The sequence below is a fragment of the Curtobacterium sp. MCPF17_031 genome, assembly GCF_003234035.1.
Taxonomy (GTDB): domain Bacteria; phylum Actinomycetota; class Actinomycetes; order Actinomycetales; family Microbacteriaceae; genus Curtobacterium.
Genome location: NZ_QKSG01000002.1, coordinates 343,873 through 369,899, shown reverse-complemented (window position 1 = coordinate 369,899; position 26,027 = coordinate 343,873). Strand labels below are relative to the sequence as shown.

The window sequence follows — 26,027 nt, the reverse complement described above, 5'->3', positions numbered from 1 at the left end:
GCGAGCCGCGGACGTGTTTGGGTGTTGTGTAGTTCGAGGGCTGGAATCACGTCGATCGACGACGGGATGAACCCCCTCTCCACGAACCGCCCCCGCCGATGTCGCTGCCGGGCCGCGTGGTACGTCTGCACCCCGGAAAGAACACATGGCCCCGTACGACAAGGGCGCGAACTCCCGCGCCGACCGTTCCGACCGCGCTCGTCACCCGAACGGCACCCCTGCCGCTCGCAGTGCCAAGCACCGCGGCTTCCGAGCCCCCGAGCCCACCGCGCCGCGCCAGAAGCAGCGCTGGGACGCCGAAGAGCGTCGCTCCCGTCCCTCGTCGGGCGAGCGCCCGAACTGGGAGCCGCGTGACAGCCGCGGCAGCCGTCCGGCGTGGGAACCCCGCGGTGCGGGCCGTCCCGCACGCGGCGACGACCGTGCCCCGCGTTCGTTCGACCGCAACGACCGTGCCCCTCGTCGTGACGACAACGACCGTGCCCCGCGTCGCTTCGACCGTGACGAGCGTGCACCCCGTTCGTTCGACCGCAACGACCGTGCCCCTCGTCGTGACGACAACGACCGTGCGCCGCGTCGTTTCGACCGTGACGAGCGTGCACCCCGTTCGTTCGACCGCAACGACCGTGCCCCTCGTCGTGACGACAACGACCGTGCGCCGCGTCGTTTCGACCGTGACGAGCGCGCACCCCGTTCGTTCGACCGCAACGACCGTGCCCCTCGTCGTGACGACAACGACCGTGCCCCGCGTCGCTTCGACCGTGACGAGCGCGCACCCCGTTCGTTCGACCGCAACGACCGTGCCCCTCGTCGTGACAGCGACGACCGTCCGCGTCGCTTCGACCGTGACGAGCGTGCACCCCGTTCGTTCGACCGCAACGACCGCGCCCCTCGTCGTGAGGACGACCGTGCGCCGCGCCGTTTCGACCGTGACGACCGCGCCCCGCGCAGCTCCGACCGCTCGACCGAGCGCACCCCGTTCGTCCCCGCGGACGACGTCAAGCTCGAGAAGCTGCAGGCCGAGGCGACCATCGCCGCCGACGTCGACGGTGTGACCTTCGGCGATCTCGGCATCGGCGGGAACATCTCCCGTGCCCTGGCCGAGCTCGGCGCAGCGAGCCCGTTCCCGATCCAGGCGGCGACGATCCCCGACGTGCTCGCCGGCAAGGACGTCCTCGGCCGCGGTCGCACGGGCTCCGGCAAGACCATCGCGTTCGGCGCCCCGCTCGTCGAGAAGCTCATGGAGCACGGCGGCGGCATGAAGCGGAAGATGGGCCGCGCTCCGCGTGCGCTCATCCTCGCGCCGACCCGCGAACTCGCCCTGCAGATCGACCGCACCGTGCAGCCGATCGCCCGCTCGGTGGGCCTCTTCACGACGCAGATCTACGGCGGCGTCCCGTACGGCCGTCAGGAGGGTGCTCTCGAGCGTGGCGTCGACATCATCGTCGGCACGCCGGGTCGTGTGCAGGATCTCCTGAACAAGGGGAAGCTCGACCTCAGTGAGGTCGTCATCTCCGTCCTCGACGAGGCCGACCACATGTGCGACCTCGGGTTCCTCGAGCCGGTGCAGGAGATCCTCCGCGCCACGGCCGAGGTCACCCCGCAGGGCAACCGCGCCCAGAAGCTGCTGTTCAGCGCGACGCTCGACACCCAGGTCGCCGCGCTCGTCGAGCAGTTCCTGCACGAGCCGAGCGTCCACGAGGTCGCGGGTGAGGATCAGGCGTCCTCGACCATCGACCACCGCGTGCTCGTGGTCGAGCAGCGCGACAAGGACCGCGTCCTCGAGGAGCTCGTCGCCGGCGAGGGCAAGACCATCGTCTTCGCCCGCACCCGCGCCTACGCCGAGCGTCTCGCCGAGCAGTTCGAGGACGCTGGCATCCGCGCGACCTCGCTGCACGGTGACCTCAACCAGTCACGCCGCACGCGCAACCTGTCGCTGCTCACCAGCGGCCGGGTGAACGTGCTCGTCGCCACGGACGTCGCGGCGCGCGGTATCCACGTCGACGACATCTCGCTCGTCGTGCAGGCCGACGCGCCGGACGACTACAAGGCGTACATGCACCGCTCCGGTCGTACCGGTCGTGCCGGCAAGGAGGGCACGGTCGTCACCATCGTCCCGCGCAGCCGTCGCCGGAAGATCGAGGGCATCCTCGAGCACGCCGAGATCCAGGCCGACCTCGTCGAGAGCGGTCCCGGCGACCGCATCCTCGCGGAGCTCGCCGCGCGCTGAGCTCGTGAGACGCCGGCGTCTCTGCGAGACACCGCCGAACTCGTGAGACGCCGCCGGGAACGGCGGCGTCTCGACCACGACGCGGCGTCCGGAACGACCACTCGACGGACGGGAGGTGGGCCCCACCAGCCGGTTCCGACACGACGCGCCAGCGGCGTGGCGGCCGTGCCTGGAGGGACGGTACCAGCTGGTACCGTGCCTCCCGTCCGTCGTGTCAGCGGTTGAAGAACAGCACGCCGCGCGCGTAGCCCGCCTGTCCGGCGTGCTGGACGCAGTCGTCGAGGATGCTGACCAGGCGCACGCCGACGGTCACCGGCGGATCCCAGGCCTCGTCGACGACGGTCTCGAAGTCCTCGGGCGACAGGGTGTGCAGGTAGGCGACGGTGCGCTCGTGCACCGCGCCGAGGTACCCGGTCAGGAGCTCGGCCGACGCGCGGACACGGCCGACGTCGTCACGGGACATGCCGTACCCGAGCGCCTCGGCGGGGAACGGCAGGCCGAAGCGCTCGACCCAGCCGTCGGCCGTCCAGACCTGTTCGGTGCCGGCGAGAGCGGCGATCTGCGAGTCCTGACCGCGGGCGATGTGCCAGGCGAGCCAGGCGAGCGTGTTGGCACCGGCGGCCGGGCGGGAGGCGAGCTGGTCTTCCGACAGGCCGTCGACGGCACGTCCGACGGTCTCGGGTACGCGGGAGAACGCTTCGACGAGGAGTTCGGCGGGAGTGGTCATGAGTCCGACCGTACGCCGCACCTCGGTCAGAGGCTGGCGGCTCGGGAGTGGCGGGCGAGGGCTTCGCCGAGGAGCGTGAACTGGGTGGCGAGGCGGGCGCGGTCAGCGGGGGCGACGACCTCCCGGGCAGCCGCCGAGTAGACGCCACCGATCTGCTGCGCGACCGCGGCACCGGACGGGGTGAGGCGGAGCAGCAGACTGCGGCGGTCGTCCGGGTTCGGCCCACGGCGGATGTGCCCGTGCCGCTCGAGCCGGTCGATCAGCGAGGTCATCGCGCCCGTGGACAGTTCCAGGTGCTCGCCGGCCTGCTTCGGGGTGACGCCCGTGCCGGTGGCGGCCAGGAAGAGCACGAAGCGGGTGTCGGTCGCGTTGAGTCCGCGCGCGGCGCTCTCGCGGGCGAGCACACGGGCGTGGTGCATCTGGAACGAGCGGAACGCGACCATGAGGTCGGCGAGGTCGTCCTCGGCGGCGGCGGGGACCGGCGGGGTGGGCTGCACGTCCGGGCTCACGGGCACCGGCAGGGCACCGGACAGCGGATCGGGCAGCGCGTCGGGCAGTACTTCAGGCACGATGGGGACGGGCGCTCGGGAGTCGCGCATGCGGGGGTGTCGCTCTTCTCGCCAGGGACCGCGGTGGACGGTCGACGGGCGACTCGGGACAGTCGCCGTGGTCATCATGCTGCGCCTTCGTGCCTGTGCGTTCCACCCCCAACAGGAGGGGGCGCCCGGCGATGTCCCCGGCGGCCGTTACCGTGGCTCGCATGCGGATCCTGCACACGGGCGACTGGCACCTCGGACGCACGCTGCTCGGGGCGGACCTGCTCGAGCACCAGGCGGCGTTCCTCGACCACCTCGTGCAGGTGGTCCGCGAGCGCGCGGTCGACCTGGTCGTGGTCGCCGGCGACGTCTACGACCGGGCCATCCCGCCGGTGGAGGCGGTCCGGATGCTCTCGCGCGTGCTCGAACGCCTGTCCGAGACGGCGACGGTCGTCGTGACGCCCGGCAACCACGACTCCGCCGTCCGACTCGGGTTCGGCGCCGGCGTGATGAGCGACCGCGTGCGGATCCTCGCCGAGCCGTCCCGACTGGCGGAACCGGTGCTGGTGGACGCCGCCGACGGGGGTGGCCCGGTCGCCGTGTACGGCCTGCCCTACCTGCAGCCCGACATGGTCCGCTACGCGCTCGCCCCGGTGCCGGACGAGCCACTCGCCCGCTCGCACCAGGCGGTCGTCGGGGCCGCGACGGACCTGGTCCGAGCCGACCTCGCCGGTCGCCCGGGCACGCGTTCGGTCGTCGTCGCGCACGCCTTCGTCGGTGGTGCCCTGGCCAGCGACAGCGAGCAGGACATTCGGGTCGGCGGGGTCGACCGGGTCGCCGAGTCCACCTTCGACGGCATCGACTACGTCGCCCTCGGACACCTGCACGGACCACAGCGGGTCGGGGCGGGGGACCGCATCCGGTACGCGGGCTCGCCGCTGGCGTTCTCGTTCGGCGAGCGGAACCACACCAAGTCCGTGACCCTCGTCGAGCTGGCAGCGGACGGGTCCGTGACGGTGGACCTCCTGCCGACCCCGGTGCCCCGACGGCTCGTGGACGTCCGCGGCAGCATCGGGCAGATCGAGTCCGGGGCCTTCGCCGAACACGTCGACGCCTGGGTCCGGGTCGCCGTCACCGACACCGTGCACCCGGAGCGGTTGTACGCCCGCGTGAAGGACCGCTTCCCGCACGCGCTCGCGATCACGCACGAGCCCGCGGTCGCCCCGGAGCGCTCGGCTGCGCGGACGGTCAGTGCGACGAGCGACCCGGTGGAGGTCGCCGCCGACTTCGTCACCTACGCGACGGGTGGTGCGCCGGACGAGGTCGAGCTCGCGATCCTCCGCGACGCGTACGAGTCCGCGGCCGCCGCGCTCGCCGAGCAGGGGGCGCGCTGATGTACCTGCACCGCCTGGAACTCCGCGCTGTCGGTCCCTACCCGGACCTGGTGTCGATCGACTTCGCGTCCCTCGCCGCCTCGGGGGTGTTCCTGCTCGAGGGGCCGACGGGTTCCGGCAAGTCGACCATCATCGACGCCGTCGTCTACGCCCTCTACGGCGGGCTCGCCGGCAGCGACGCCAGCACCGACCGCCTGCACAGCCAGCACGCCGACCCCAGGGTGGAGCCCTTCGTCGACCTGGTCTTCGAGACGAGCGCCGGGGTGTACCGCGTCCGCCGCACCCCGCCGTACGACCGCCCGAAGCAGCGGGGGACCGGCACGATCCGGCAGCAGTCCTCGGCGCAGCTCCTCCGGCTGGCCGACCCGTCCGACCTGGTCGGCGAGCCGATGTCGCACCGGGCGCCGGAGATCGGCGTCGAGATCGCCCGCGTGGTCGGGCTGAACCGGGACCAGTTCCTGCAGACCGTGGTCCTGCCGCAGGGGGAGTTCGCGCGGTTCCTCCGCGCCCCCGGCGAAGACCGCCGGAAACTCCTGCAGTCGCTGTTCGGCACCGCGATCTACGACCGGACCGCCGACGAGCTCGCCGCCCGGCGCCGCACGGCCGTCGCGGAGGTCGAGGCAGCCGACGCCCGGGTACGGGACGCCCTCGGGCGGTTCCGGCAAGCGTCCGGGGACGACGATGCCGACGAGTCCACCGCCACCGACGTGGTCGCCACGCTGCACCGGACGGCGACCGAGCTCGAGCAGGCGCAGACGCGTGCCCGGGCCGATGCCGAACACGCCGTCGCCCACCTGCACGACGTGACCACGCGGCTCGCCGCCGTCGACCGACGACGCGCACTGCTCGCCCGTCAGGAGGCCCTCGCCGCCGACGCCGCGGCGGTCGCCGGACACCGCACCGCCCTGGGCCTCGCCGACCACGCCGCGGTGGTCGTCGCCGTCGCGGACGGAGCGGCCGCAGCCGAGGACCGCCTGACGGCGCTGGTCGGGGAACGCTCCGCCGTGCGTGACCGGCACGAGGTCACGGATCCCGTACCGCGGGAAACGCATGACCGGCTCGCGGCGGTCCGGTCCGAGGTCCGACACCCGGTCGACCTCGAGCGGTCCATCGACCAGCGGGTCTCCGCCGTGCGGACGGCCACGACCGACCTCGAGCGGACGCAGACCCGGCTCGCCGAGGCGGCCACCGCGCTCGCGGTGCGGCCGGACGAGCGTGCCGAGATCGTCCTGGCCGCCGGACGGTCCGCGGCAGCCGCTGCCGACGCGCCCGCCGCCGAACGCGCGGTGGAGGCGGCGCAGGAGCTGGCCGTCCTGCTCGCCGCGCACCGGGTCGCGTCCGGACGGACGTCGGACCTGGCCGCTGCCGTGACACAGGCCGCCACGACGGCCGCTGCCGCCCTCGCCACCGAGAACGACCTGCGGGCCCGACGCATCGCCGGGCTCGCCGGCGAACTCGGCGCAGCGCTCGTCGCCGGCGACCCCTGCCCGGTGTGCGGTGCCGTCGAGCACCCGGCCGTGGCCCGGCCGCAGGACGACCACCCGAGCGCCGACCAGATCGACGACGCCGCCGCGGCACGCGCCGACGCCGAGCGGGCCCTCGCGGCCGCGACCGCCGACCACGCCGTCGCCCGGGCGGAACTCCTCCGGCTGACCGAGGCCGTCGGTGAGCACGACGACGACTCGGTCGCCCGGCAGCGCACCGACGCCGACGCTCGACTGGCCACCGCCCGTGCTGCGGCCGCCGCGGTCCAGGAGCACGAGCGACGGCTGCAGGCCCACGACCGCGCGACCCGCGCGCTCGAGGACGACCACACGGACCTGGTCACCCGGAGCCGACTGCTCGCCGACCGGATCGAGGGCGACCGGTCCCGCCTGGACGAGGACCGGGCCCGTGTCGACGAGGCCCGATGCAGCGTCCGCCTGGTGCTCGAGCAGGCCGTCGCGGCGGGTGCGGGGACCGAGGCGCGGGCCGCGGCCGAGGTCGACGCCCGCGACGGCTCGACCCTCGCCGAGGTCGTCGCGCGGGTCGCCGCAGCCGGGATGGTCCTCCGCACGGTGGCCGACCTCGACGACCGCGTGACCGCCGCCGAGCGCGAGGTCGCCGACCGTAAGGCCGAGGTCGACGCCGCACTGCAGGCCCAGGGCTTCACCGAAGTCACCGCTGCCCGCGCGGCCGCGCTCAGCCGGACCGACGCCGACCGGTTGCGCGGGATCGTCGCCGCGGCGGACCGCGAGCAGGCCGTGGTGGAGGCCGGGCTCGCCGAGCCCGCGGTGGTCGCTGCCGCCGCCGACTCGTCGACGGGGACGGGCCCGGGTACCGTGCTCGACCGGGACGCCGCGCAAGGCGCACGGGACGCCGCTGCCGTCGCCCTCGACGACGCCACCCGGGCCGCCGCGGCCGCAGCCGACCGAGCGAGCTCAGCCGACGAGTGCGCCACCGGCCTGGCCCGGGCCGTGCACGCGCGAGCGACCACGAGCGCCGAGAGCCGGGCCGTGGTCCGCCTCGCCGACATCGCCGCCGCCGCTGGCCACGTCAACCCGACCGGCATCACGCTCGGCACCTACGTGCTGATGCGCCGGTTCGAGGACGTCGTCGCCGCGGCCAACGACCGACTTCGGGCGATGCTCGCCGGTCGGTTCACCCTCGAGACCTCCGACGAGCGGGAGTCCGGCACCCGGGCTCGCCGGACCGGGCTGGCGCTGGCCGTCCGCGACCACCTGACCGACAGCACGCGGGACCCGCGGAGCCTGTCCGGCGGCGAGACCTTCACGTTCTCGCTCTGCCTGGCGCTCGGGCTCGCCGACGTCGTGCAGGCCGAGGCCGGCGGGGTGTCGCTCGGCACGCTGTTCGTCGACGAGGGCTTCGGCACCCTCGACCCGGAGACCCTCGACGACGTCATCGGGCAGCTGTCCCGCCTGACCGCCGGCGGACGCCAGGTCGGCATCGTCAGTCACGTCGAGGAGCTCAAGCAGCGGATCCCGGAGCGCATCGCGGTGCGTCGGACCCCTGAGGGCGGCTCACGCGTCACGACCACGGTCTGACCGGAGCACCCGCGGGGCGTCAGGGGTGCGGTGTCGCGTCCACGGTCCCGTCGGGCGGTGGCAGGATGTCGGCCGCGATCCAGGGGAAGACCCACGTGAAGAGCACGAAGACGATGGCGACGAGGAGCACGAGCAGCTCCAGCACCTTCACGGCGGCGGGGCCGGGCAGCGCGCGCCAGACGAGGGGGAAGATCACTTGGCGGCCTCCGTCAGTTCCTTCGGCGTGCCGTCGGACGCCTGCATCCAGTAGTCCATCTTCGCGTGGACGACGTACCGCTGGGCGGCGGACCACATCGGGTGGCAGGCGGTGAGGGTGAGCCAGCGGTCCTCGGCGGAGGGTTCCACGCCGGGCTTGTTCGGGACCGGTGCGATGGTCTCGATGTGGTCGGGGGTGACGATCTGACTGTCGGTGACCTTGTAGACGTACCAGACGTCGAACTTGGTCTTCGCGTCGGTGACCCGGACGACGATGGGATCGCCGGACTTCAGGTCGGCGATCTGGTTCAGGGGCTTGCCGTAGGTGACGCGGTGGCCGGCGACGGCGAAGTTGCCCTCGGCGCCGGGCATCGCGGTGTCCTGGTAGTGGCCGAGGCCGATGGTGTTGAGGACCTGTTCGCGGTCGGTGCCCTCACCGATGGGCCGGTTGTAGTCGGTGCCGAAGCGCGGGATCTGCATCGTCCCGAACACCGTGGAGAGCCCCGGCGGTTCGCTGAGCACGGGGGCTGCGTCACGGCGCTCGGTGCCGACGACCTTCTTCGTTTCCTGCTGGTCGAGCGTCTGCACGAGCTTCGTCTGCTCGTTCACCGCGACGACGTCGGTCCACCACGCGGTCCAGATCACGTAGAGCCCGGTCCCGGCACCCGCGATGATCAGGAGCTCGGCGAGCAGGGCGACGAGCGTCCCGCCGACGGTCTGGCGTGGACGCCGACGTCGGGGCTGTCCGGTGCCGTCGTCGTCGCGGGCATCGCGCCGCGACGGCAGCGTGTCGTGAGAGGTCACAGGGGCTCCGGATCGATGAGGTCGGCGCAGTAGGTCTATCAGACCACGACGACGGCGTGCTGCGGGCACCTTCCACAACTCCGTCCGGCATCGGCGTCTGATCCACGGCGGGATGCTCGGTACCGTTGCGCAGATGGAGTCCGTCATCCGTCCGTTCCGCCCCGCCGACACCGAGGCCGTCGTCGCGCTCTGGGAGGCCTGCGGCCTGGTCCGTCCGTGGAACGACCCACGCCGTGACATCGCGCGGAAGGCCACCGTGCAGCCCGAGCTGTTCCTGGTGGCGACCGACCGGGAGGCCGTGGTCGCCGCCGGCATGGCCGGTTTCGACGGGCACCGGGGCTGGGTCAACTACCTGGCGGTGTCGCCGGACCGGCAGGGCAGCGGACTCGGTCGGCGACTGATGGGCGAGTTCGAGCGGCTGCTCACCGACCTCGGCTGCCCCAAGCTCAACCTGCAGGTGCGCGCCGGGAACGAGCGGGTGATCGCGTTCTACGAGTCGCTGGGGTACGCCGACGACCACACCGTGTCGCTGGGCAAACGCCTGATCCGCGACGACCTGGCCTGAGCCGATCCGCAGGCGGACGGTCAGGCGGGATCGCGCGGAACCGGTCCGTCAGGACAGCGCGAGCCCGACCGACGCCGCGAACGCCAGCCCGATCCCCGTGGTCTGCAGTGCGGTGAGCCGTTCGCGGAGCACGATGCCGGCGAGCACCACCGTGCCGATCGGGTACAGCGCGTTGAGGACGCTGATCACCGGCAGCGTCGAGGGGTCGTCGCTCGAGTGCAGCCCCGCCTGGATGAACACGTTCGCCATCGCGTCGAGCACACCGCACCCGACGAGCACGAGCACCAGGGCACGCGGAGGTCGTACCCGACCGGCCGCGGGGCGGACGTCGGTGGTCGTCGTGACGGCGGGCGAGCCTCCCTTCCGGATCCACAGCGTGACCAGCGCCGCCGTGCCGAGCAGCACCACCTGCAGCGTCCGCGCGACCAGCAGGGTGGCGACGCCGGAGTCCGCGGGTGCGGCGTCGTAGCCGAGGACGACACCGCCGAAGCCGCACCCGGCCACCGCAGCGGTGACCACACCGCGGAGGGTGAGTCGAGCGCCTCCCGGATCGGGCACGGCCGCGACGAGCGCCACCGCGACCACCGCCACGACGAGCGCGACCACCCCGAGCGGTGACAGCACGGTGCCTCGGAACAGGGCGACGACGACCGGGACGACCGCGGAGAACACGGCGGTGAGCGGCGACAGCACGCTCATCGGTCCGATCGCGAGCGCCGCGTAGAGGAGGAGCACGCCGACCCCGCCGGAGGCCCCGGCGACCACGCCGGCGACCGCGGCCGGTCCGGAGAACCGCCCGCCGAGGACCGCGAAACCGACGAGCAGCGGCACCAGGCCGACCAGGGCCGCGACGGCCGCGACGGTCACGGGTCGGACCCGGCGCGACGCGAGCCCACCGAGGAAGTCGGCGGCGCCGTAGACGAGGGCGCCGCCGAGGCCGAGCAGGACGGTGATCACGGGTCCCATCCTGCCCGCACCGGTACTCTGCACGGCGTGAGCGTTCCCTACCACCGGTTGCCCCGTGTCGATGCGAACTGGCGGTGGTGGCGGCCACTGGTCGCGGTGGCGGTGTTCCTCGGCTTCTACCTGGCGTCGCAGGTCGTCATCACGATCGCGTACTTCGTCCCGATCGGCGCGCAGCGCGGACAGGCCGGGGTCACCGACCTGGTGGAGAAGCTGTCCGCCGGCGCGCTCGACCCGACCGATCCGCTGGTCCTGTCGTTGACGCTGGTGTCGCTCGTGGTGCTCCTGCCGGCGGTCATGCTGTCCGCGAAGATCGCCCGACTCGGTCCGTACGGGCTCCTGTCGTCGGTGCGCACCAGGATCCGTTGGGGATGGCTCGGCTGGTGCCTGCTGCCCCTCCTGGTGCTCGCGATCGTGATGTTCGCGGTCCAGGGCCTCGGGTACCTGGCGTTCGATGGCGGCCTGCACTGGAACACCGCTGAACTCGGGCAGTCGACCGTGACGCTGCAGACGCTGACCCTGACGATCCTGCTGGTGGTCCTGCTCGTGCCGTTCCAGGCCGCGGCCGAGGAGTACGTCTTCCGCGGGTTCCTCATGCAGACGATCGGCTCCTGGATCCCGGTCCGCGCCGTCGGCGCGGTCGTCGCGGTCGCGGTGTCGACCGTGCTGTTCGCCGTCCTGCACGTGCCGAACGGCTACAACATCTGGGGCATCCTCGACGTCGGCTCGTTCGGCCTGGTCGCCGCGATCATCGTGCTGCGGACCGGGGGGCTCGAGGCGACGGTCCTCCAGCACGCACTCAACAACATCATGATCTTCGTGCTGCAGGCGCCAGGGTGGTCGAAGGTGGACCTCACCGGCGAGGGGGCGCAGGGCACGTGGCAGGGCTTCGTCGTGACGCTCGCGACCTCGGTCGGGTACTGGGGGCTCGTCGAGCTGATGGCGCACTGGCGGCGGCTGGACCGCCGGTTCCCGGGTCAGGAGGCGCCGCGGTTCCGCGGGCGCACGCCGCTCTGGGCGGGTGGCCGCCAGTGGCTCCGGCCGGGAGGCGCGGGCTGGTCGATCGCGCCCGCCCGCAGCGACGAGACGGGCACGTCCGGCGACCCGGTGCTGGCGGGTGTCGGTGCGCCTGTGGAGAAGTCCGGTGGTGTCGGCCCGCGGCCGTAGGCTCCTTGCATGAGTTCGACTGGTGTCGCTGTGCCCGGCGTCGAGTCGGCAGGCTCCCGGTCTGCTGCCCTCGACGTGCTCCACCGGGTGTGGGGGTACGACGCGTTCCGCGGCGAACAGGCCCGGATCATCGACCGCGTGGTCGCCGGCGGCGACGCCCTCGTCCTCATGCCGACCGGTGGCGGCAAGTCCCTCTGCTACCAGGTCCCGTCCCTCGTCCGCGACGGCATCGGGGTGGTCGTCTCGCCGCTGATCGCCCTCATGCAGGACCAGGTCGACGCCCTCGCCGCCAACGGTGTCCGGGCCGCCTTCCTCAACTCCACGCAGGCTCCGGACGAGCGTGCCCGGGTCGAGCGTGACGTCGTCACCGGCCAGGTCGACATGCTCTACCTGGCTCCCGAGCGACTGAAGATCGAGTCCACCCGCTCCCTGCTCGACCGGGCCCGGATAGCACTCTTCGCGATCGACGAAGCGCACTGTGTGGCGCAGTGGGGGCACGACTTCCGTCCGGACTACCTGGAACTCAGCGTGCTCCACGAGCGCTGGCCGGACGTCCCCCGGATCGCCCTGACGGCGACGGCGACCCCGCAGACCCACCGCGAGATCTCCGCCCGGCTCGGACTCGACGACGCCGCGCACTTCGTCGCCGACTTCGACCGACCGAACATCCAGTACCGGATCGAGCCGAAGACCGGGGCGCTGCAGCAGCTCCTGACCTTCATCCGCACCGAGCACAGCGGTGACGCGGGCATCGTCTACTGCCTGTCCCGCAACTCGGTCGAACGGACCGCCGCCGCGCTCGTGCAGCAGGGCATCGCCGCGCTGCCGTACCACGCCGGTCTCGACGCCCGGGTGCGCGAGCGCAACCAGGCGCAGTTCCTCCGCGAGGACGGCATCGTCATGGTCGCCACGATCGCGTTCGGCATGGGCATCGACAAGCCCGACGTCCGCTTCGTCGCGCACCTCGACATGCCGAAGTCGGTGGAGGGCTACTACCAGGAGACCGGACGTGCCGGGCGCGACGGCCTGCCCGCCACCGCGTGGCTGGCGTACGGACTGAACGACGTCGTGCAGCAGCGGCGGATGATCGACCAGTCCGAGGGCGACGCCGCACACCGCCGGCAGCTCAGCGCGCACCTCGACGCCATGCTCGCGCTCTGCGAGACGATCGAGTGCCGTCGAGTGCGCCTGCTCGCGTACTTCGGGCAGGAGTCGTCCGCGTGCGGCAACTGCGACACGTGCCTGGCCCCGCCAGAGTCGTGGGACGGCACGGTGCCCGCGCAGAAGCTGCTCTCGACCATCGTGCGGCTCGACCGCGAGCGTGGGCAGCGCTACGGCGTCGCCCACCTGGTGGACATCCTCACCGGCAAGCAGTCGCCCCGCGTGACCGAGCTCGGACACGACTCCCTCGCGACGTTCGGGATCGGCCAGGACCTGTCCGACGCCGACTGGAAGGCCGTCGCCCGGCAGCTGCTCGCGCAGGGGTACGTCGCCGTGTCCGGTGACGGGTACGGCACGCTCGTCCTCAGCCCGACGAGCGCCGAGGTCCTGGCCGGACGGGTCGAGGTCCGGATGCGCCGCGACCCGGTGAAGGCCCCGCGTGCCGGTCGGAGTCGGCGCTCTGCCGTGGTGTCGGACATGCCGCAGGAAGCCATGCCGCTCTTCGAGTCCCTGCGGCAGTGGCGCGCCGGGCAGGCCCGCGAGCAGGGGGTGCCCGCGTACGTGGTGTTCAACGACGCCACCCTGCGCGGGATCGCCGCCGTGAAGCCGTCCGACCTCGACGAACTGTCCGAGATCTCCGGCGTCGGTGCGGCGAAGCTCGAGTCCTACGGTCGGGCCGTCCTGGACGTCGTGGCGGCCATGGTCTGACCCATGCCGCTCGGGGCATGCTGCCCCCGGGCCCGTCGTTACACTCGGGAACTCCCGTCCGACAGGAGGCCGTGTGACCGGTTCGACGAAGTCCGCCACCGTGCTCGGGCGCGCCGTGGTGGCGCCCCTCGCACGACTGCTGTGGCGGCCTGAGGTGGTCGGCCGGAAGAACGTCCCGAAGCGCGGTCCGGTGATCCTCGCGAGCAACCACCGGTCCTTCGTCGACTCGCCGACGATCACGCTGCTGGCGCCACGGAAGGTGTCGTTCCTCGCGAAGCAGGAGTACTTCACCGGGACGGGCTTCCGGGGTGCGCTCTCGCGGGCGTTCTTCTCGGGGATCGGCGCGATCGGCGTCGAGCGGGGCGCGGGAGCCGCAGCGCAGCAGGCCCTCGACCTCGGTCTCGCCCGTCTCCAGGCGGGTGAGGCGTTCGCGATCTACCCCGAGGGCACCCGGTCGCTCGACGGTCGTCTCTACAAGGGGCGGACCGGTGTCGCCTGGCTCGCCCTGACGAGCGGAGCCCCGGTCGTCCCGGTCGCGCTCACCGGGACCGAGGACGTGCAGCCCGTCGGGTCGAGCCTGCCCCGGCTCGCTCGGGTGCGGATCGAGTTCGGCGAGCCGATCGACCTCTCCGGCTTCGGTGCCGCGACCTCGGGTCGCGCACGGCGGCAGGCGACCGACGCGGTGACCGCGGCGATCCAGGCCCTCAGCGGACAGGAGCCTGCCGGCGTGTACAACGAGCCGCCGGCGACCATCGTCGAGCGGGTGAAGCGGATGCTGCAGCACGACGACCGCGGGGACGGGCAGCCCGACTGAGAGCGCTATTGCGGATGTGAAATACAAATACTATGCTCGATCCGGCTCGTCCGGATCAGCATCGGCGGGTCACCCGAACTCCTCCAGGGAAAGGCCCACCATGTCCTCGACGCCCCTCTTCGACGCGATCGCCCGGCGGAGCGAGCGCTCCGGACCAGCACCGACCGCTCGTCCGGACGCTCCCGCCGACCTCACCATGCCGAGCGCTGCCCTGTCAGTCGCCAGCACGCCCGCATCACCGCTCGACGCCCCCGCTCCGGAGCCGGCCCTGGCTCCGGAGGCACCCGTCGCTCCCGTCGCTCCCGTCGTCCCCGCTGACCTCGTGGAGGTCATCGACGGGATCCCCGCCAGCCTCCGAGCCTCGCTCGCACGCGAGCACGTCGTCTGCCGCGAGCAACTCCCCCTGGTCGAGGCGGTCATCGACGCGGTCACCCGTGCGGTGGTCGACGCCGTCGCGGTCGAGGTCGAACGGATCGTCGCCACCGGTGTCGTCCGGGTCTGATCGGGCGGTCCGCGACGTGTCCTCGACCGGGTCGACGTCCCTGGCCGGCCCGACGTCCCTGGCCAGCCCGACGCCCTTGGCCAGCCCGACGCCCCCGATCCAGTACGGATCCCGCCGAGCGCGTCGGGCCGCCGAAGAGGCCGCTCATGTCGCCGCCGCTCGGGGTGGGCCGCTCCGCGCCGCCCGGGCCACCGCGGTCCGGCTCTCCGGCTCGGCCGTGACCCGGCGACCGCTCCGGCCACGTGCCTCGCTCACCGTCGCCCTCGTCCACGCATCGGCCGTCTCCGCTGTGCAGGACGTCCGTGACCACTGGTGGGGGCGGCGCAGGCTGGCGTTGACGTCGGTCGCGATCACGACCTGTCTGCTCGTCACGGAGGCAGCCCCGCAGTCGGCCGTCGCCGCGCCGACCGTGGTGGTCGTACCGGCTCCGCGGTCCCAGGACTTCCGCGTGGTCGGCACCTCGCCGGACGCCCTGACGCGTTCGGACTTCACCGTCGTCGGACGGACCACGGACGGGGTGGTCCTCACCCGACTGCCCGGGTCCACCCAGGCGGCGGCCCGCCCGGTCGCCGGCACCATCCCGTCGGCGGGGAACTTCGGTGGGCGGAACGTCGCCGGCTGTGTTGCCTGCTCCACGAGGCACCAGGGCACCGACTTCGCCGCGGCGACCGGGACGCCCGTGTTCGCGGTGATGTCCGGCACGGTCGTGTCCGCGGGGGTGCTGGGCGGCTACGGCAACCAGGTGCTGCTCCGACACCCGGACGGCACCGAGACCCGCTACGGACACCTGTCGGTCATCGGTGTGCGACCCGGGCAGTCGGTCAGCGTGGGGGAACACCTCGGCGCAGTGGGCAGCACCGGGGTCTCCACCGGACCACACCTGCACTTCGAGGTGATCCTCGGCGGCCACCCGGTCGACCCGGAGCCGTGGCTCTCCGCACGGGGGCTCCTCCGCTGACACTCCTCCTGCACCGACGGGGGTCAGGCCGCCGTCGTCCACGACCTGGCTGGCGCTGCGCCAGCACCCCGGGGAGCCGCGTACCGTCGAGTTCGTCGTGGCAGGGAGCCACACGGTGAGGAGACCACGGTGCGCGTGTCGGTGTTGGGAACCGGAGCGATGGGAACAGGCGTCGCGCAGTCGCTGCTCCGTGCTGGGCACGACGTCACGGTGTGGAACCGGACCGAGGAGCGTGCACGGCCGCTCGCCGAGTCCGGGGCGGCGGTGGCCGCCGACGCTGCCGACGCCGTGTCGCAGGCACAGGTCGTCCTGCTGACCCTGTTCGACACCGACGCGGTGGCCGGCGTCCTCGAGCACGCTGCCGGGGACGCTCCGCAGGACGCCGTGTGGGTGCAGGCGTCGACCATCGGTGTCGCCGGCACCGAGACCGTCGTGCAGCTCGCCCAGAAGTACGGCATCACCCTGGTCGAGGCGATGATGCTCGGCACCAAGGCGCCGGCCGAGCAGGGCAAGCTGACCATGCTCGTCGCCGGTGCAGACGACCCGGTGTCGGTCGTCGAGCCGGTGCTGGACGCCGTCAGTGCCAAGGTCGTCCGTGCCGGGGACCAGGTCGGTCAGGGCACGGCGTTGAAGCTGGCCGCGAACGCCTGGATCGCCTCGATCACCGCCGCGACCGGTCAGTCGTTGGCGATCGCCCGCGCGCTCGGGCTCGACCCGCAGCTGTTCCTCGACGCGATCGACGGCTCCGCCAGCGACTCGGCCTACGCCCACACCAAGGGTGCCGCCATGATCTCGGGGCAGTTCCCGGCACAGTTCGCGCTCGACGGCCTCCGGAAGGACATCGGCCTGATCACCGACGCCGCTCGCGACTCGGACGTCGACACGACCCTCCTGGACGCCCTCGGTCGGGTCTACGCGGACGCCAGCGCGGCCGGTCACGGTGGCGACGACATCGCGGCGGTCGGCACCGCGTTCTGACCGCTCGTCAGGACCGGCGGAACACGTCCCGCAGGCGACGGGCGAACCGGCTGACCGACTCGTCGTTCAGCGTGTTCGCCAAGTCGAAGGCCTCCCGAGTGGGGTCGGCCCCGTCGCGGATCCGCCGGAGTGCGGCGTCGGCACGCGCGCGGGCGTCGAGTTCGGAGGCGGGCATGTCGTCCTCGGGCTCGCGCATCGTGTCAGCGTACGCCGGGCGCTCGGTCAGTACTCGTCGCCGTCGGTCTCGTCGACCGCGCCGGCCATCTGCTGCAGGAACGCGACGACGACGGCCATGTCCTCGGGCGGCAGGTGCTGCGCGACCTCGACGGCGCGGGAGTCCAGGTCACCGATCACGGCGAGTGCCCGTCGCATCGACTTGCCCGTCGCGGTGAGGATGACACCCCGACGGTCAGCCGGGTCCGCGTGCCGCTCGACGTGACCGGAGCGGACGAGGCGGTCGACGAGCGCCGAGGTGGACGCCGCGGTGATGCCCAGGCGCTCCGCGAGTTCCTTCGAGTTGACCGTGCGCCCCGAGGTCTCGGCGTCGACGAGCACCCGCAGGGCCGTCAACGCGTTCTCACCGATCCCGAGTTCTTCACGCACGCGACGCTGGGCTGAGCTCTCGGCAGTGCGGTAGCGACGCAGGGCGTTCAACACGTCCACTGCGTCGACCCGGGAGTCCTCGCCGTACCAGAACCCCGGGGCTGCTGTCGTCACCTCGGAAGTCATACGGGCAATGCTAGACGCTCTAGTTAGTTTGTCTAGCGAGCGTGATGCGTTGCACGCTCAGCGTCCAGGGAGTCATCAGACGGTGTCCCCCGCAACACCGGTGACGCGGCTCGGAAACACCCCGGCAACGAGCCGTCAGTAGGTTCAGCGCATGCAGGAGTCGCCGTGCTGAACCGACTCGCCAGGAGCGTCCACAGTGTCGGGGGCGCGGTCGAGCGGACGGATGTCGTCGCGCGCCTGCTCGACGTGCACCTGGCCCGGCGGGATCCCTCGACCGACGACGACCCGGGGCTCGGTCGGGACCTCCGGGCGGTGGTCGGTGCGGCGGTGATGCCGGACACGGACCTCAGCCCCTCGGCGACCCTCGACGCCCTGGCCCTGGACCGCCACGAACCGGCCTCGATCGCTGCAGCCGTCGCCGTCGCTCGGGACGACGCCCGTCGTGCCCGGGATGTCGTGTCCACCGAGTTGTGGGACTGCCTCAACACGACGCGCTCCCGGCTGCCCCGCAAGGTCGTCGGCGAGAAGGCGCACGAGTTCCTCGGCTGGGTGCGCGAGCGCAGCGCCCTGGCGGTCGGCGTGGTCGACGGGGACGTCAGCCGCGACGAGGTGTGGGAGTTCTTCACGCTCGGCCGGTCGCTGACCCGGTTGACCGTGACCGCGCGGATGCTCGCCTCGGACCTGCTCGACCCGGGGTCGGCGACCTCCTGGTCCACCGCGCTGCGGGCCTGCGGAGCGGGCGAGGCCTTCCACCGGGAGTTCCGGCACGGCAGCACCACCGCGGATGCTGCCACGTTCCTCCTGCTCGACGAGCACAGCCCCCGGTCGCTGCTGTTCCTGGCCCGTCGCAGTGAGGGGTGCCTGGACGACCTCGTCGGGGTGCACCTGGCGGCGGAGGTCCGGGCGTTCGGCGAGGCACGTGCCGAACTCGAGACGGTGACGCCGGAGACCGCGGTGGACGCTGCACGGTCGGCGGGCTCCCGGCTGGCGGCAGCGGCGGAGACGATCACGGCTGCGCTCGACCGCCGGGTGTTCACCGCGCCCGAACCGACGCACTGACGCAGCGGTCACGGTCAGGATCCCCGGAGCCGCCTCGGCTCAGACCGCGCTCGAGCGCTCCACGACCGCTTCGTCGTGCTCCAGGTCACGCCGCACCGCTGCCCGTGCTGCGCGGGTGCCGGGCGCCGGGGTGACCACGGGCAGTGACCGCGTGACGGCCAGGTGCAGGCGGTTGTCAGCGTCGTACCGCAGACGGACGTGTTGGAACCGGACGAGCCACACGAGGGCGACCGCCAGGGCGACGAAGCCCGAGGCGGCGCCGACCCCGATCGCCCAGCGCGGGCCCCAGGCGTCGGCGACCGCGCCGACGATCGGGGCGCCGAGCGGTGTCCCGCCGGCGAAGACCGCCATGTAGAGGGCCATCACGCGGCCGCGCATCGCCGGCGCGGTGGTGGTCTGCACGAGGGCGTTCGCGGTGGTCATGAACGTCAGGGACGCCAGCCCGACGAAGGCGAGCAGGACCGCGAAGGTCCAGTACGTCGGTGCGACGGCAGCGGCGGTGCACGTGAGGCCGAACCCGCCGGCCGCGATGGTCAACGTACGCATCCGTGGGACCTCCCGACGCGCCGAGAGCAGCGCACCGAGGACCGACCCGACCGCCATCACGGAGTTGAGGAGCCCGAACTCGCCCGCGCCGCGGTGGAACTCCACGCGTGCCATCGTCGAGGTGAAGATCGGGAAGTTCACACCGAACGTCCCGACGACGAAGATCATGCAGAGCACCACGATGATGTCCGGCCGGGTCCGGACGTACCGGAAGCCCGCGACGAGTTGTCCCTTGCCGCGTGGGGCCCGCGTTCGGTCGGCGAGCTGCCCCGGGTCGACGAACCGCAGTGCGAGGAGCACGGCCAGGAACGACCCCGCGTTGATGACGAACACCCAGCCGGACCCGATCGCCGCGATGAGGACACCGGCGACCGCGGGTCCGATGAGCCGGGCGGCGTTGAACGACGCCGAGTTCAACGCGACGGCGTTCGAGACCTGCTCGCCCGTCACGACGTCGGAGACGAATGCCTGGCGGACCGGGGTGTCGAACGCGGCCACCACGCCGAGTGCGAGCGCGAACCCGTAGAGGGACCAGAGCGTCGCGGTGTCGGTCAGGACCATCACGGCGAGCCCGAGGCCGAGCAACCCCATCAGCCCCTGCGTGAGCATGAGCATCCGGCGTCGGTCGAAGCGGTCGGCGACCAGGCCGGTCCAGGGCAGCAGGACCAGCTGTGGACCGAACTGCAGCGCCATGGTGACCCCGACGGCCACGGCGTCGTCGTGGGTCAGCTGGGTGAGGACGAGCCAGTCCTGGGCGGTGCGCTGCATCCACGTGCCGATGTTCGACACGAGGGCACCGGCGAACCAGATGCGGTAGTTGCGTCCCGAGAGGGACCGGAACATGGCACTCACTGGGCGGCGAGCCTCCGGAGGATGTCGGTGGCGGCGGTGAGCGTCTTCCGTTCCGCCGGGGTGAGGGCAGCGAGACGCGGGGTGAGCCAGCCGTCGCGTCGCTGCCGGGTCTCGACGACCAGGTCGTCGCCGTCGGCGGTCGGGCAGAGCAGGACCTTCCGGCGGTCGTCGCCGTGGTCGTCCTTGGTGAGCAGGCCGCGGTCGATCAGTGCGGTGACGGTCTTCGTCATCGAGGGCGGGGTGACGCCCTCGTGACGACTGAGGTCGGCGAGGGTCATCGCGCCCTCGCGGTGCAGCAGGGCGAGCGCGGAGAACTGGGCATCGCTGACGGTCGTGTCGGCCTTCTGCGCCCGCAGTGTCCGCGACAACCGGTTCACGGCGATCCGGACGTCGCTGGCGAGAGAGGGATCGGGCGATCGGCGACGACGGGTCGTGGTGGGGAGCGGGTCGATGACGGTCACGAGTCATCAGCCTAACTCATTAGTTCAGCGAACGAATCATCCTGACCCGACCACGGAGATCCGCGGTCCGACGTCCGCTCGACCCCTGGCGTGACGGGCGTACAGCGGGGCTCTGGGCAACGGGTGTCGTCCAATCGACACGGGCAGGAAGGCACGGGAGGAGCAGGACGGATGAACGGGTTCGAGGGGCAAGGTCGCCATCGTCACCGGTGGTGGCAGCGGCATCGGCGAGTCGATCGCGAAGGAGCTCGCGGCGGCGGGAGCCTCCGTCGTCGTCACGGACATCAGGCAGGAGACCGCCGAGCGAGTCGCCGCCGAGATCGAGCAGGCCGGTGGCACCGCAGCCGCCGTCGCCGCCGACTCGGCGATCGCCGCGGACAACGAGCGCGCGGTCCGGTTCGCCGTCGACACCTACGGGGCACTGCACCTCGCCGTCGACAACGCCGGCATCGGCGCCGCGCCGCAGCCCATCGGCGAGTACGACGTCGAGGCGTGGGACCGCGTCCGCGCCGTCGACCTCGACGGTGTCTTCTCCGGGCTGCGCTACGAGATCCCCGCGATCCTCGCGGCGGGTGGCGGCGCGATCGTGAACATGTCGTCGGTGCTCGACTCCGTCGGCATCGCGGACAACGCCGCCTCCGTGGCGTCGAAGCACGCCCTCGTCGGCCTCACCAAGGTCGCCGCGCTCGAGTACACCGCCAAGGGTGTCCGCACGAACGCGGTCGGCCCGGGCTTCATCGACACCCCGCTCGTCCGCTCCTCGCTGAGCAGCGACGAACTCGCCGGGCTCGAGGCGCAGCACGCCGCCGGACGTCTCGGCACGGACGCCGAGGTGGCCGCGCTCGTCCTGTTCCTCCTCAGCGACCAGGCGTCCTTCATCAGCGGCGGCTACCACCTGGTCGACGGCAGGTACTCCGCGTACTGACCGGCACACCGCGGGACGCGGGGACCGGACGGGAGACCCGGCGGACGTGAGCAGACCCGCTCACGTCCGCCGGGCCTCCCGTCCGTCATCCGGTCGACCCGGTCGGCCTACCGCGTCAGGACCGCGTCGCGCGGGAGCAGCGCGTGCACGCCCCAGGTGCGGTTCGCGATCTGGGTGACGCGCATGCTCACCGCGACGCTCGCCATGCCGAGCGCCTCGGCGCGTGTGATGCCGTACGAGCCGGCGACCCAGTCGACCATCCGGTCGAGGGCCGTCGTGGTCGCGGCGTTGAGGTCCGCGTCGAACCCGAACGTGATGCGTCCCGCAGGGGTGTCGGCGTGGATGCCCGCGACCGGTACGTCGTCCAGCAGCGTCAGCGTCATCGTGGTCGTCATGCCGCACTCGACCGCGGTGCCGGAGACCTCGCCGTCACCCTGTGCCGCGTGGCCGTCACCGAGCGAGAGCAGCGCCTCCGGGACCGTCACCGGCAGGTACAGGGTGGCTCCGGCGACGAGCTCGCGACAGTCGATGTTCCCGCCGCCGAGGGGTCGCGGCGGGATCGTGGAGTGCTCGCCCGTGGCCTCCGGTGGGAGCCCGACGAGGCCGAGGAACGGGGCCGTCCGCACGCCGAGCCCGAGTTGGTTGTGTGCGGTGCCAGCGGTCGGGTCGACGTCCCACAGGAGCGGGCCGCGCGTCGACGGGTCGGCCAGGCCGAGGGCGCGGTTGAGCGGGGTGTCGACGCCGCCCGAGCCGGTGTAGCCCCAGTCGTCCGGCACCAGGTCGTCGAACCGGATCGCGAGCACCTGACCGGGTCGTGCACCGGCGACCGCGATCGGACCGAGCAGGCAGTGGCCGCGGCGGGAGGGGATGAGCGTCGGGACCTCGACCCCCGGCGCCGGCAGGCGTTCGGTGTAGCCGGCGGCGCTGAGGGTGTGCACCGTGACGGTGTCGCCCGGAGCGACGGTCAGCACCGGTCTGCGTTCGGCGGTGAGCACGTCGACGGCGGTGTCGGGAGTGGTGTCGATGCGGTGGTGGGTCACCCGGCGATCATCGCAGGCGCGGCTCCTGACGGGCGGCGCCGGCGCGGCGTGCGGATTGGGTGGCGCGGGACGGACCCTCTGTGAGTGACGCCGTCATGTGTGTGAGACGCCGCCGATCGCGGCGGCGTCACGCGCACACGGCGGCGTCTCGGACGGGTACCGGCGCTCAGTGGAACTGCGGGATCGTCATCCAGATGCCGGTGAGGACGGCCGCGATGCACACCGCGAAGCACACGCCCGCGCCGAGGTACGCCGCCGGCGGGGTCGTGCCGGAGCGCGGTGTCTCCTCGGAGTACTGCGTGCGCTCGCCGCCGGAGTCGGCGGGCTGGCCGGTCCCGAGCAGCCGCAGTCCGAGCGTGTAGAGCAGCACCACGCCGACGGCGGCGACGAAGCCGACCCCCGCGACGGTGCCGATGGCGGTGAAGTCGATGCTCATCGGTTCCTCCCTCGGTTCCCGGCGGCCACGGGCTCGCGCTCCGTGGTGCCCTCGTGGACGTCGTCCGCACTGATCGGCTTGCGGCGGGCCAGCACGAAGAAGGTCAGCCCGCCGACCAGGGCGAGCAGCGCCACGACGACCAGGCCGATCGTCGAGGTGGAGGCCAACCAGGTGGCGAGACCGCCCACGACGGCGGCGGACGGCAGTGTGATGACCCAGGCGATCACGATCTTGCCGACGACGCCCCAGTGCACGTCCGCCAGCTTCTTGCCGAGGCCCGAGCCGATGACCGACCCGCTCGTCACGTGCGTGGTCGAGAGCGCGAAGCCGAGGTGCGAGGACACCAGGATCGTCGCGGCCGAGCTCGTCTCCGCCGCGAAGCCCTGCGGCGACTGCACGTCGGAGATCTTCTTGCCGACGGTCTGCATGATCCGCCAGCCGCCCATGTACGTGCCGAGGGCGATCGCGAGCCCACAGGCCAGGATGACCCAGAGCTCCGGGCCGGTGCTCGGCCCCTGGTAGCCCGCGGCGATCAGGGTCAGCGTGATGACGCCCATCGTCTTCTGCGCGTCGTTCGTCCCGTGCGCGAGCGACACCAGCGACGCCGAGATCGTCTGCCCGTGCCGGAAGCCCGTCGCGGCACCGTGCGTCGTGGCGTTCTTCGTCAGCCGGTAGGCCACGAAGGTGGCGACGAGGGCGATCACGCCCGCGATGACGGGGGAGAGCAGCGCCGGCAGCACGACCTTCGAGACCACCGTGGCCCAGTCGACCGACTGCAGCCCGGCACCGATGATCGACGCTCCGATCAGCCCACCGAACAGCGCGTGCGTGGACGACGACGGCAGGCCGAAGTACCACGTCGCCAGGTTCCAGAGCACGGCGCCGACGAGCCCCGCGAAGATCATCGTCGGCGAGATGTGGATGCCGTCCTGGCCCTCGCGGATGATCCCCTGCGAGACGGTCTTCGCGACCTCGGTGGAGAGGAACGCGCCGACCAGGTTGAGCACGGCGGAGATGAGGACGGCGGTGCGGGGCTTGAGGGCACCCGTGGCCACCGAGGTGGCCATGGCGTTCGCAGTGTCGTGGAACCCGTTCGTGAAGTCGAACACGAGGGCCACCACGATCACCAACACGACGGTGACGAGGACGTCCATGCGCGAGACGCTAGGCCCGCGGACGAGCGGCCGCGTGAACGCCGGGTGAACAGGTGCGCGGTCTGTCAGGATGCTGCCGTGCCCACGTTCTCCGCTGCCCGAGGCGACTCCTCGTTCACCGACGCCCACGGTGTCGAGATCGTCTACTCGACGTGGCGCGCGGGCAAGCCGAAGGGCATCGTGCAGATCGCTCACGGCGTCGGTGAGCACGGCCTCCGGTACGAGCCCCTCGCACAGGACCTCGTCCGAGCCGGGTGGACCGTGCACGCGAACGACCACCGCGGGCACGGGCGGACCGGCCTGGCGCAGTGGGACGGCGACCACGGCGAACTCGGGCGGCTCGGGCCCGGCGGCCTCCGCGCCGCGATCGCGGCCGTCGAGCAGATGACCGCGGTGGCGAAGACCGACGACCCCGGTCTGCCCGTCGTGCTGCTCGGCCACTCGTGGGGGTCCCTGATGGCGCAGCGGATCGTGAACACCTCGTCCGAGCAGTACGCCGGCGTGGTCCTGTCGGCCAGCGCCCTCCGCCTGCCCGGACTGATGAACGGCGGGGACCTGAACCGGCGGCACGCAGCCTCCGGTCCGACGAAGCACGAGTGGCTCACCCGAGACCGAGCGGTCATCGAGGCCGTCGGTCTCGACCCGCTGGCCGTCGAGGCGGACGTCCTCGGCCTCTTCGGCCTGCCCGACACCTTGCGGCTGCTCGGGCTGCCCCGTCGGCGGATCCCGCACGACCTGCCGATGCTGCTGCAGGTCGGGTCCGAGGACTCCCTCGGCGGGCCCCGTTCCGTCGAGCTGCTCGCCCGGACCTACCGGCGGCGCGGACGGCTCTCCGACGTCACCGTCCTCGTCTACGAGGGAGCGCGGCACGAGGTCTACAACGAGACGAACCGCGACGAGGTGGTCGTGGACCTCGTCGCCTGGCTCGACCGAGTCGTCTCGGGGCGCTGACCGGCGGCGCGACAGCAGGACGGCACGACAGCACGACGGCACGAGATGACCACACTGGGGGAGTACATGTACCGAGCGCGCCATGAACGGCCGACGCGGCCGACCGCCACCGTCCGCCGGAGTCCGTGGGGCGCGGCCGCCCTGACGTCCGCCGCTGCGGGCATCACGGCCCTGGGCGTCCGGATCCTGTCCGCCACCGCGTTCTACGGCGACGCGGACCTCGTCCGGATCGGCACGGGCTCCTTCACGGTCGTCCTCGGCATCGGTCTGGTCCTGCTCGGCGTCCGGTCACTCCGCTCGCGCGTCCGGGTTTTCCCCGACCGACTCGAGGCCCGGTCCGGATTCGCACCCACGCATGTCGTCCGGCCGGGGGAGATCGTGCGCATCGAACCGCGGTTGTCGGGTCACGTCGGCGTCAGCGGGGTCACCGACGGCCAGGGCTCCTTCCTCGCGGGGCGGTTCGACCGCCACTACGACGTCCTCGCTGACTGGCTGTCGATGAACGCGACCAGACCGTGGGCGGAGTACCAGGACCTGCTCGGCAAGCTCACGCACCAGACCCGGCCCCGGGTCGTCCGGGGGACGCTCACCGGGCTGCTGCTCTTCGTCGTCATGGTGCCGGCGCTGGAGCTCTTCCCGGCCCTGCTGTCCCTCTCGGCGTACGACGACGCGCACCCACAGGACCGCACGTGTTCGGTCACGTCGGCGGAGGGGAGCACCATCTCCAGCCGCTCCACCAGGGGGATCGGGTCGTCGCACCCGGCCGTGACGTTCACGACGCGTGACTGCGGCCCGCTCGTGATGCGTGACGGCGTGGACAGCGACTCCCGCGACGTGATCGCCCGTCGGTACGACCGTGCCCCCGGCGAGTACACGTTCACGCTCGGCGGTGGTTCGCTGTGGCTGCAGGAGCACCTGCCGTGGTTCCCCGTCCAGCCCGGCGTCGACGCGGTCCGCCCGGCGCGCTGACGTCCACGCGCGTCCTCGCCGCCGTGGCGGGCGCTGCCTGGCTGCCGCTGTCCTGTCTCGCACGGGACGACCCTGTTCGGGGAACCATCGGCCGGCCGGGACCGGGGGGAACCGCCCACGAACGACGGGGACCCCGGCCTGTTGGGGGGAACAGACCGGGGC

The 26,027-nt window shown here is 72.4% G+C and carries 26 protein-coding genes; 14 read left to right on the top strand and 12 right to left on the bottom strand.

All coding sequences use genetic code 11. The features are described from left to right. Positions 1-145 precede the first annotated feature (145 nt). A complete protein-coding gene (locus tag DEJ31_RS04775; protein WP_111121299.1) occupies positions 146-2,227 on the top strand; it encodes a DEAD/DEAH box helicase in 2,082 nt (693 codons plus the stop codon). A gap of 214 nt (positions 2,228-2,441) precedes the next feature. Here DEJ31_RS04775 and DEJ31_RS04770 read toward each other — a convergent pair whose 3' ends face one another. Continuing rightward, the gene (locus DEJ31_RS04770; protein WP_111044752.1) at positions 2,442-2,954 is read right to left on the bottom strand and encodes a DinB family protein; all 513 of its coding nucleotides are present in this window, start codon (positions 2,952-2,954) and stop codon (positions 2,442-2,444) included. Between the two features lie 26 nt (positions 2,955-2,980). After that, the gene (locus DEJ31_RS04765; protein WP_181427419.1) at positions 2,981-3,523 is read right to left on the bottom strand and encodes a MarR family winged helix-turn-helix transcriptional regulator; all 543 of its coding nucleotides are present in this window, start codon (positions 3,521-3,523) and stop codon (positions 2,981-2,983) included. Positions 3,524-3,714: 191 nt separating this feature from the next. Here DEJ31_RS04765 and DEJ31_RS04760 point away from each other — a divergent pair, with 191 nt between their 5' ends. Together DEJ31_RS04760 and DEJ31_RS04755 are read left to right on the top strand one after the other, a co-directional pair. Next, on the top strand, positions 3,715-4,884 hold the full coding sequence (locus DEJ31_RS04760) for an exonuclease SbcCD subunit D C-terminal domain-containing protein (RefSeq protein ID WP_111121298.1): 1,170 nt from the start codon (positions 3,715-3,717) through the stop codon (positions 4,882-4,884). Further along, a complete protein-coding gene (locus DEJ31_RS04755; protein WP_111121297.1) occupies positions 4,884-7,928 on the top strand; it encodes an AAA family ATPase in 3,045 nt (1,014 codons plus the stop codon). The genes DEJ31_RS04760 and DEJ31_RS04755 overlap by 1 nt, the downstream gene beginning before the upstream one ends. A gap of 19 nt (positions 7,929-7,947) precedes the next feature. Here DEJ31_RS04755 and DEJ31_RS17150 read toward each other — a convergent pair whose 3' ends face one another. After that, on the bottom strand, positions 7,948-8,124 hold the full coding sequence (locus DEJ31_RS17150; protein ID WP_181433462.1) for a hypothetical protein: 177 nt from the start codon (positions 8,122-8,124) through the stop codon (positions 7,948-7,950). Beyond that, complete coding sequence (locus DEJ31_RS04750; protein WP_258366151.1) at positions 8,121-8,927, bottom strand: class E sortase; 807 nt, start codon at positions 8,925-8,927, stop codon at positions 8,121-8,123. The genes DEJ31_RS17150 and DEJ31_RS04750 overlap by 4 nt, the downstream gene beginning before the upstream one ends. A 133-nt stretch (positions 8,928-9,060) precedes the next feature. On the opposite strand from DEJ31_RS04750, the gene DEJ31_RS04745 reads away from it, so the two are divergent. Then, positions 9,061-9,492 carry a GNAT family acetyltransferase gene (locus tag DEJ31_RS04745; RefSeq protein ID WP_111044748.1) on the top strand — a complete coding sequence of 144 codons (432 nt, stop codon included), beginning with the start codon at positions 9,061-9,063 and terminating at the stop codon, positions 9,490-9,492. 48 nt (positions 9,493-9,540) lie between these two features. Here DEJ31_RS04745 and DEJ31_RS04740 read toward each other — a convergent pair whose 3' ends face one another. Next, complete coding sequence (locus tag DEJ31_RS04740) at positions 9,541-10,449, bottom strand: EamA family transporter (RefSeq protein WP_111121296.1); 909 nt, start codon at positions 10,447-10,449, stop codon at positions 9,541-9,543. 36 nt (positions 10,450-10,485) lie between these two features. On the opposite strand from DEJ31_RS04740, the gene DEJ31_RS04735 reads away from it, so the two are divergent. The 6 genes from DEJ31_RS04735 (at position 10,486) to DEJ31_RS04710 (ending at position 16,743) form a co-directional block, all read left to right on the top strand. Next, positions 10,486-11,622: a CPBP family intramembrane glutamic endopeptidase gene (locus tag DEJ31_RS04735; protein ID WP_146243096.1), complete on the top strand. Its 1,137-nt coding sequence runs from the start codon at positions 10,486-10,488 to the stop codon at positions 11,620-11,622. 9 nt (positions 11,623-11,631) lie between these two features. Beyond that, the gene (gene recQ, locus DEJ31_RS04730) at positions 11,632-13,491 is read left to right on the top strand and encodes a DNA helicase RecQ (protein ID WP_111044745.1); all 1,860 of its coding nucleotides are present in this window, start codon (positions 11,632-11,634) and stop codon (positions 13,489-13,491) included. A gap of 73 nt (positions 13,492-13,564) precedes the next feature. Then, the gene (locus tag DEJ31_RS04725; protein ID WP_111121294.1) at positions 13,565-14,305 is read left to right on the top strand and encodes a 1-acyl-sn-glycerol-3-phosphate acyltransferase; all 741 of its coding nucleotides are present in this window, start codon (positions 13,565-13,567) and stop codon (positions 14,303-14,305) included. A 100-nt stretch (positions 14,306-14,405) separates the two neighbouring features. Continuing rightward, positions 14,406-14,807, top strand: a complete 402-nt coding sequence (locus tag DEJ31_RS17525) for a hypothetical protein (RefSeq protein WP_111121293.1) — start codon at positions 14,406-14,408, stop codon at positions 14,805-14,807. Positions 14,808-14,823: 16 nt separating this feature from the next. Then, positions 14,824-15,765 (top strand): M23 family metallopeptidase, encoded by a 942-nt coding sequence (locus DEJ31_RS04715; protein WP_309147271.1) that lies wholly within the window; start codon positions 14,824-14,826, stop codon positions 15,763-15,765. Between the two features lie 45 nt (positions 15,766-15,810). Next, positions 15,811-16,743, top strand: a complete 933-nt coding sequence (locus tag DEJ31_RS04710; RefSeq protein WP_375537611.1) for an NAD(P)-dependent oxidoreductase — start codon at positions 15,811-15,813, stop codon at positions 16,741-16,743. Between the two features lie 7 nt (positions 16,744-16,750). Here the strand turns inward: DEJ31_RS04710 and DEJ31_RS04705 are convergent, their stop codons facing one another. After that, positions 16,751-16,939 carry a hypothetical protein gene (locus DEJ31_RS04705; protein ID WP_110904091.1) on the bottom strand — a complete coding sequence of 63 codons (189 nt, stop codon included), beginning with the start codon at positions 16,937-16,939 and terminating at the stop codon, positions 16,751-16,753. A 26-nt stretch (positions 16,940-16,965) separates the two neighbouring features. Next, positions 16,966-17,472 (bottom strand): MarR family winged helix-turn-helix transcriptional regulator, encoded by a 507-nt coding sequence (locus tag DEJ31_RS04700; protein WP_110904092.1) that lies wholly within the window; start codon positions 17,470-17,472, stop codon positions 16,966-16,968. A 165-nt stretch (positions 17,473-17,637) separates the two neighbouring features. Here DEJ31_RS04700 and DEJ31_RS04695 point away from each other — a divergent pair, with 165 nt between their 5' ends. Next, the gene (locus DEJ31_RS04695; RefSeq protein WP_111121292.1) at positions 17,638-18,531 is read left to right on the top strand and encodes an alpha-E domain-containing protein; all 894 of its coding nucleotides are present in this window, start codon (positions 17,638-17,640) and stop codon (positions 18,529-18,531) included. Positions 18,532-18,570: 39 nt separating this feature from the next. Here DEJ31_RS04695 and DEJ31_RS04690 read toward each other — a convergent pair whose 3' ends face one another. Together DEJ31_RS04690 and DEJ31_RS04685 are read right to left on the bottom strand one after the other, a co-directional pair. Beyond that, positions 18,571-19,920 (bottom strand): MFS transporter, encoded by a 1,350-nt coding sequence (locus tag DEJ31_RS04690; RefSeq protein ID WP_111121291.1) that lies wholly within the window; start codon positions 19,918-19,920, stop codon positions 18,571-18,573. Between the two features lie 5 nt (positions 19,921-19,925). Then, positions 19,926-20,390 carry a MarR family winged helix-turn-helix transcriptional regulator gene (locus tag DEJ31_RS04685; RefSeq protein WP_111121290.1) on the bottom strand — a complete coding sequence of 155 codons (465 nt, stop codon included), beginning with the start codon at positions 20,388-20,390 and terminating at the stop codon, positions 19,926-19,928. Between the two features lie 199 nt (positions 20,391-20,589). Between DEJ31_RS04685 and DEJ31_RS04680 the strand changes: the two genes are divergently transcribed. After that, positions 20,590-21,315 (top strand): SDR family NAD(P)-dependent oxidoreductase, encoded by a 726-nt coding sequence (locus DEJ31_RS04680; protein ID WP_111121289.1) that lies wholly within the window; start codon positions 20,590-20,592, stop codon positions 21,313-21,315. A gap of 107 nt (positions 21,316-21,422) precedes the next feature. Here DEJ31_RS04680 and DEJ31_RS04675 read toward each other — a convergent pair whose 3' ends face one another. From DEJ31_RS04675 to DEJ31_RS04665, 3 genes are all read right to left on the bottom strand, one after another. Continuing rightward, positions 21,423-22,355 carry an acetamidase/formamidase family protein gene (locus tag DEJ31_RS04675; RefSeq protein WP_111121288.1) on the bottom strand — a complete coding sequence of 311 codons (933 nt, stop codon included), beginning with the start codon at positions 22,353-22,355 and terminating at the stop codon, positions 21,423-21,425. 166 nt (positions 22,356-22,521) lie between these two features. After that, positions 22,522-22,791 (bottom strand): hypothetical protein, encoded by a 270-nt coding sequence (locus DEJ31_RS04670; RefSeq protein ID WP_110904097.1) that lies wholly within the window; start codon positions 22,789-22,791, stop codon positions 22,522-22,524. After that, positions 22,788-23,945, bottom strand: coding sequence for an inorganic phosphate transporter (locus DEJ31_RS04665; protein ID WP_111121287.1), 1,158 nt, complete (start codon positions 23,943-23,945; stop codon positions 22,788-22,790). Before DEJ31_RS04665 ends, DEJ31_RS04670 begins: the two co-directional genes overlap by 4 nt. A gap of 78 nt (positions 23,946-24,023) precedes the next feature. On the opposite strand from DEJ31_RS04665, the gene DEJ31_RS04660 reads away from it, so the two are divergent. Both DEJ31_RS04660 and DEJ31_RS04655 read left to right on the top strand, forming a co-directional pair. Further along, positions 24,024-24,896 (top strand): alpha/beta hydrolase, encoded by an 873-nt coding sequence (locus DEJ31_RS04660; protein ID WP_111121286.1) that lies wholly within the window; start codon positions 24,024-24,026, stop codon positions 24,894-24,896. Positions 24,897-24,941: 45 nt separating this feature from the next. Then, positions 24,942-25,865 carry a hypothetical protein gene (locus DEJ31_RS04655; RefSeq protein WP_110904100.1) on the top strand — a complete coding sequence of 308 codons (924 nt, stop codon included), beginning with the start codon at positions 24,942-24,944 and terminating at the stop codon, positions 25,863-25,865. Positions 25,866-26,027: the final 162 nt, after the last annotated feature.

Bases quoted from the DNA above. Each gene is read 5' to 3' on its own strand.
- DEJ31_RS04775 (WP_111121299.1), top strand. From the start codon at position 146: ATGGCCCCGTACGACAAGGGCGCGAACTCCCGCGCCGACCGTTCCGAC.
- DEJ31_RS04770 (WP_111044752.1), bottom strand. From the start codon at position 2,954: ATGACCACTCCCGCCGAACTCCTCGTCGAAGCGTTCTCCCGCGTACCC.
- DEJ31_RS04760 (WP_111121298.1), top strand. From the start codon at position 3,715: ATGCGGATCCTGCACACGGGCGACTGGCACCTCGGACGCACGCTGCTC.
- DEJ31_RS04755 (WP_111121297.1), top strand. From the start codon at position 4,884: ATGTACCTGCACCGCCTGGAACTCCGCGCTGTCGGTCCCTACCCGGAC.
- DEJ31_RS04745 (WP_111044748.1), top strand. From the start codon at position 9,061: ATGGAGTCCGTCATCCGTCCGTTCCGCCCCGCCGACACCGAGGCCGTC.
- recQ (WP_111044745.1), top strand. From the start codon at position 11,632: ATGAGTTCGACTGGTGTCGCTGTGCCCGGCGTCGAGTCGGCAGGCTCC.
- DEJ31_RS17525 (WP_111121293.1), top strand. From the start codon at position 14,406: ATGTCCTCGACGCCCCTCTTCGACGCGATCGCCCGGCGGAGCGAGCGC.
- DEJ31_RS04705 (WP_110904091.1), bottom strand. From the start codon at position 16,939: ATGCGCGAGCCCGAGGACGACATGCCCGCCTCCGAACTCGACGCCCGC.
- DEJ31_RS04700 (WP_110904092.1), bottom strand. From the start codon at position 17,472: ATGACTTCCGAGGTGACGACAGCAGCCCCGGGGTTCTGGTACGGCGAG.
- DEJ31_RS04690 (WP_111121291.1), bottom strand. From the start codon at position 19,920: ATGTTCCGGTCCCTCTCGGGACGCAACTACCGCATCTGGTTCGCCGGT.
- DEJ31_RS04670 (WP_110904097.1), bottom strand. From the start codon at position 22,791: ATGAGCATCGACTTCACCGCCATCGGCACCGTCGCGGGGGTCGGCTTC.
- DEJ31_RS04665 (WP_111121287.1), bottom strand. From the start codon at position 23,945: ATGGACGTCCTCGTCACCGTCGTGTTGGTGATCGTGGTGGCCCTCGTG.
- DEJ31_RS04655 (WP_110904100.1), top strand. From the start codon at position 24,942: ATGACCACACTGGGGGAGTACATGTACCGAGCGCGCCATGAACGGCCG.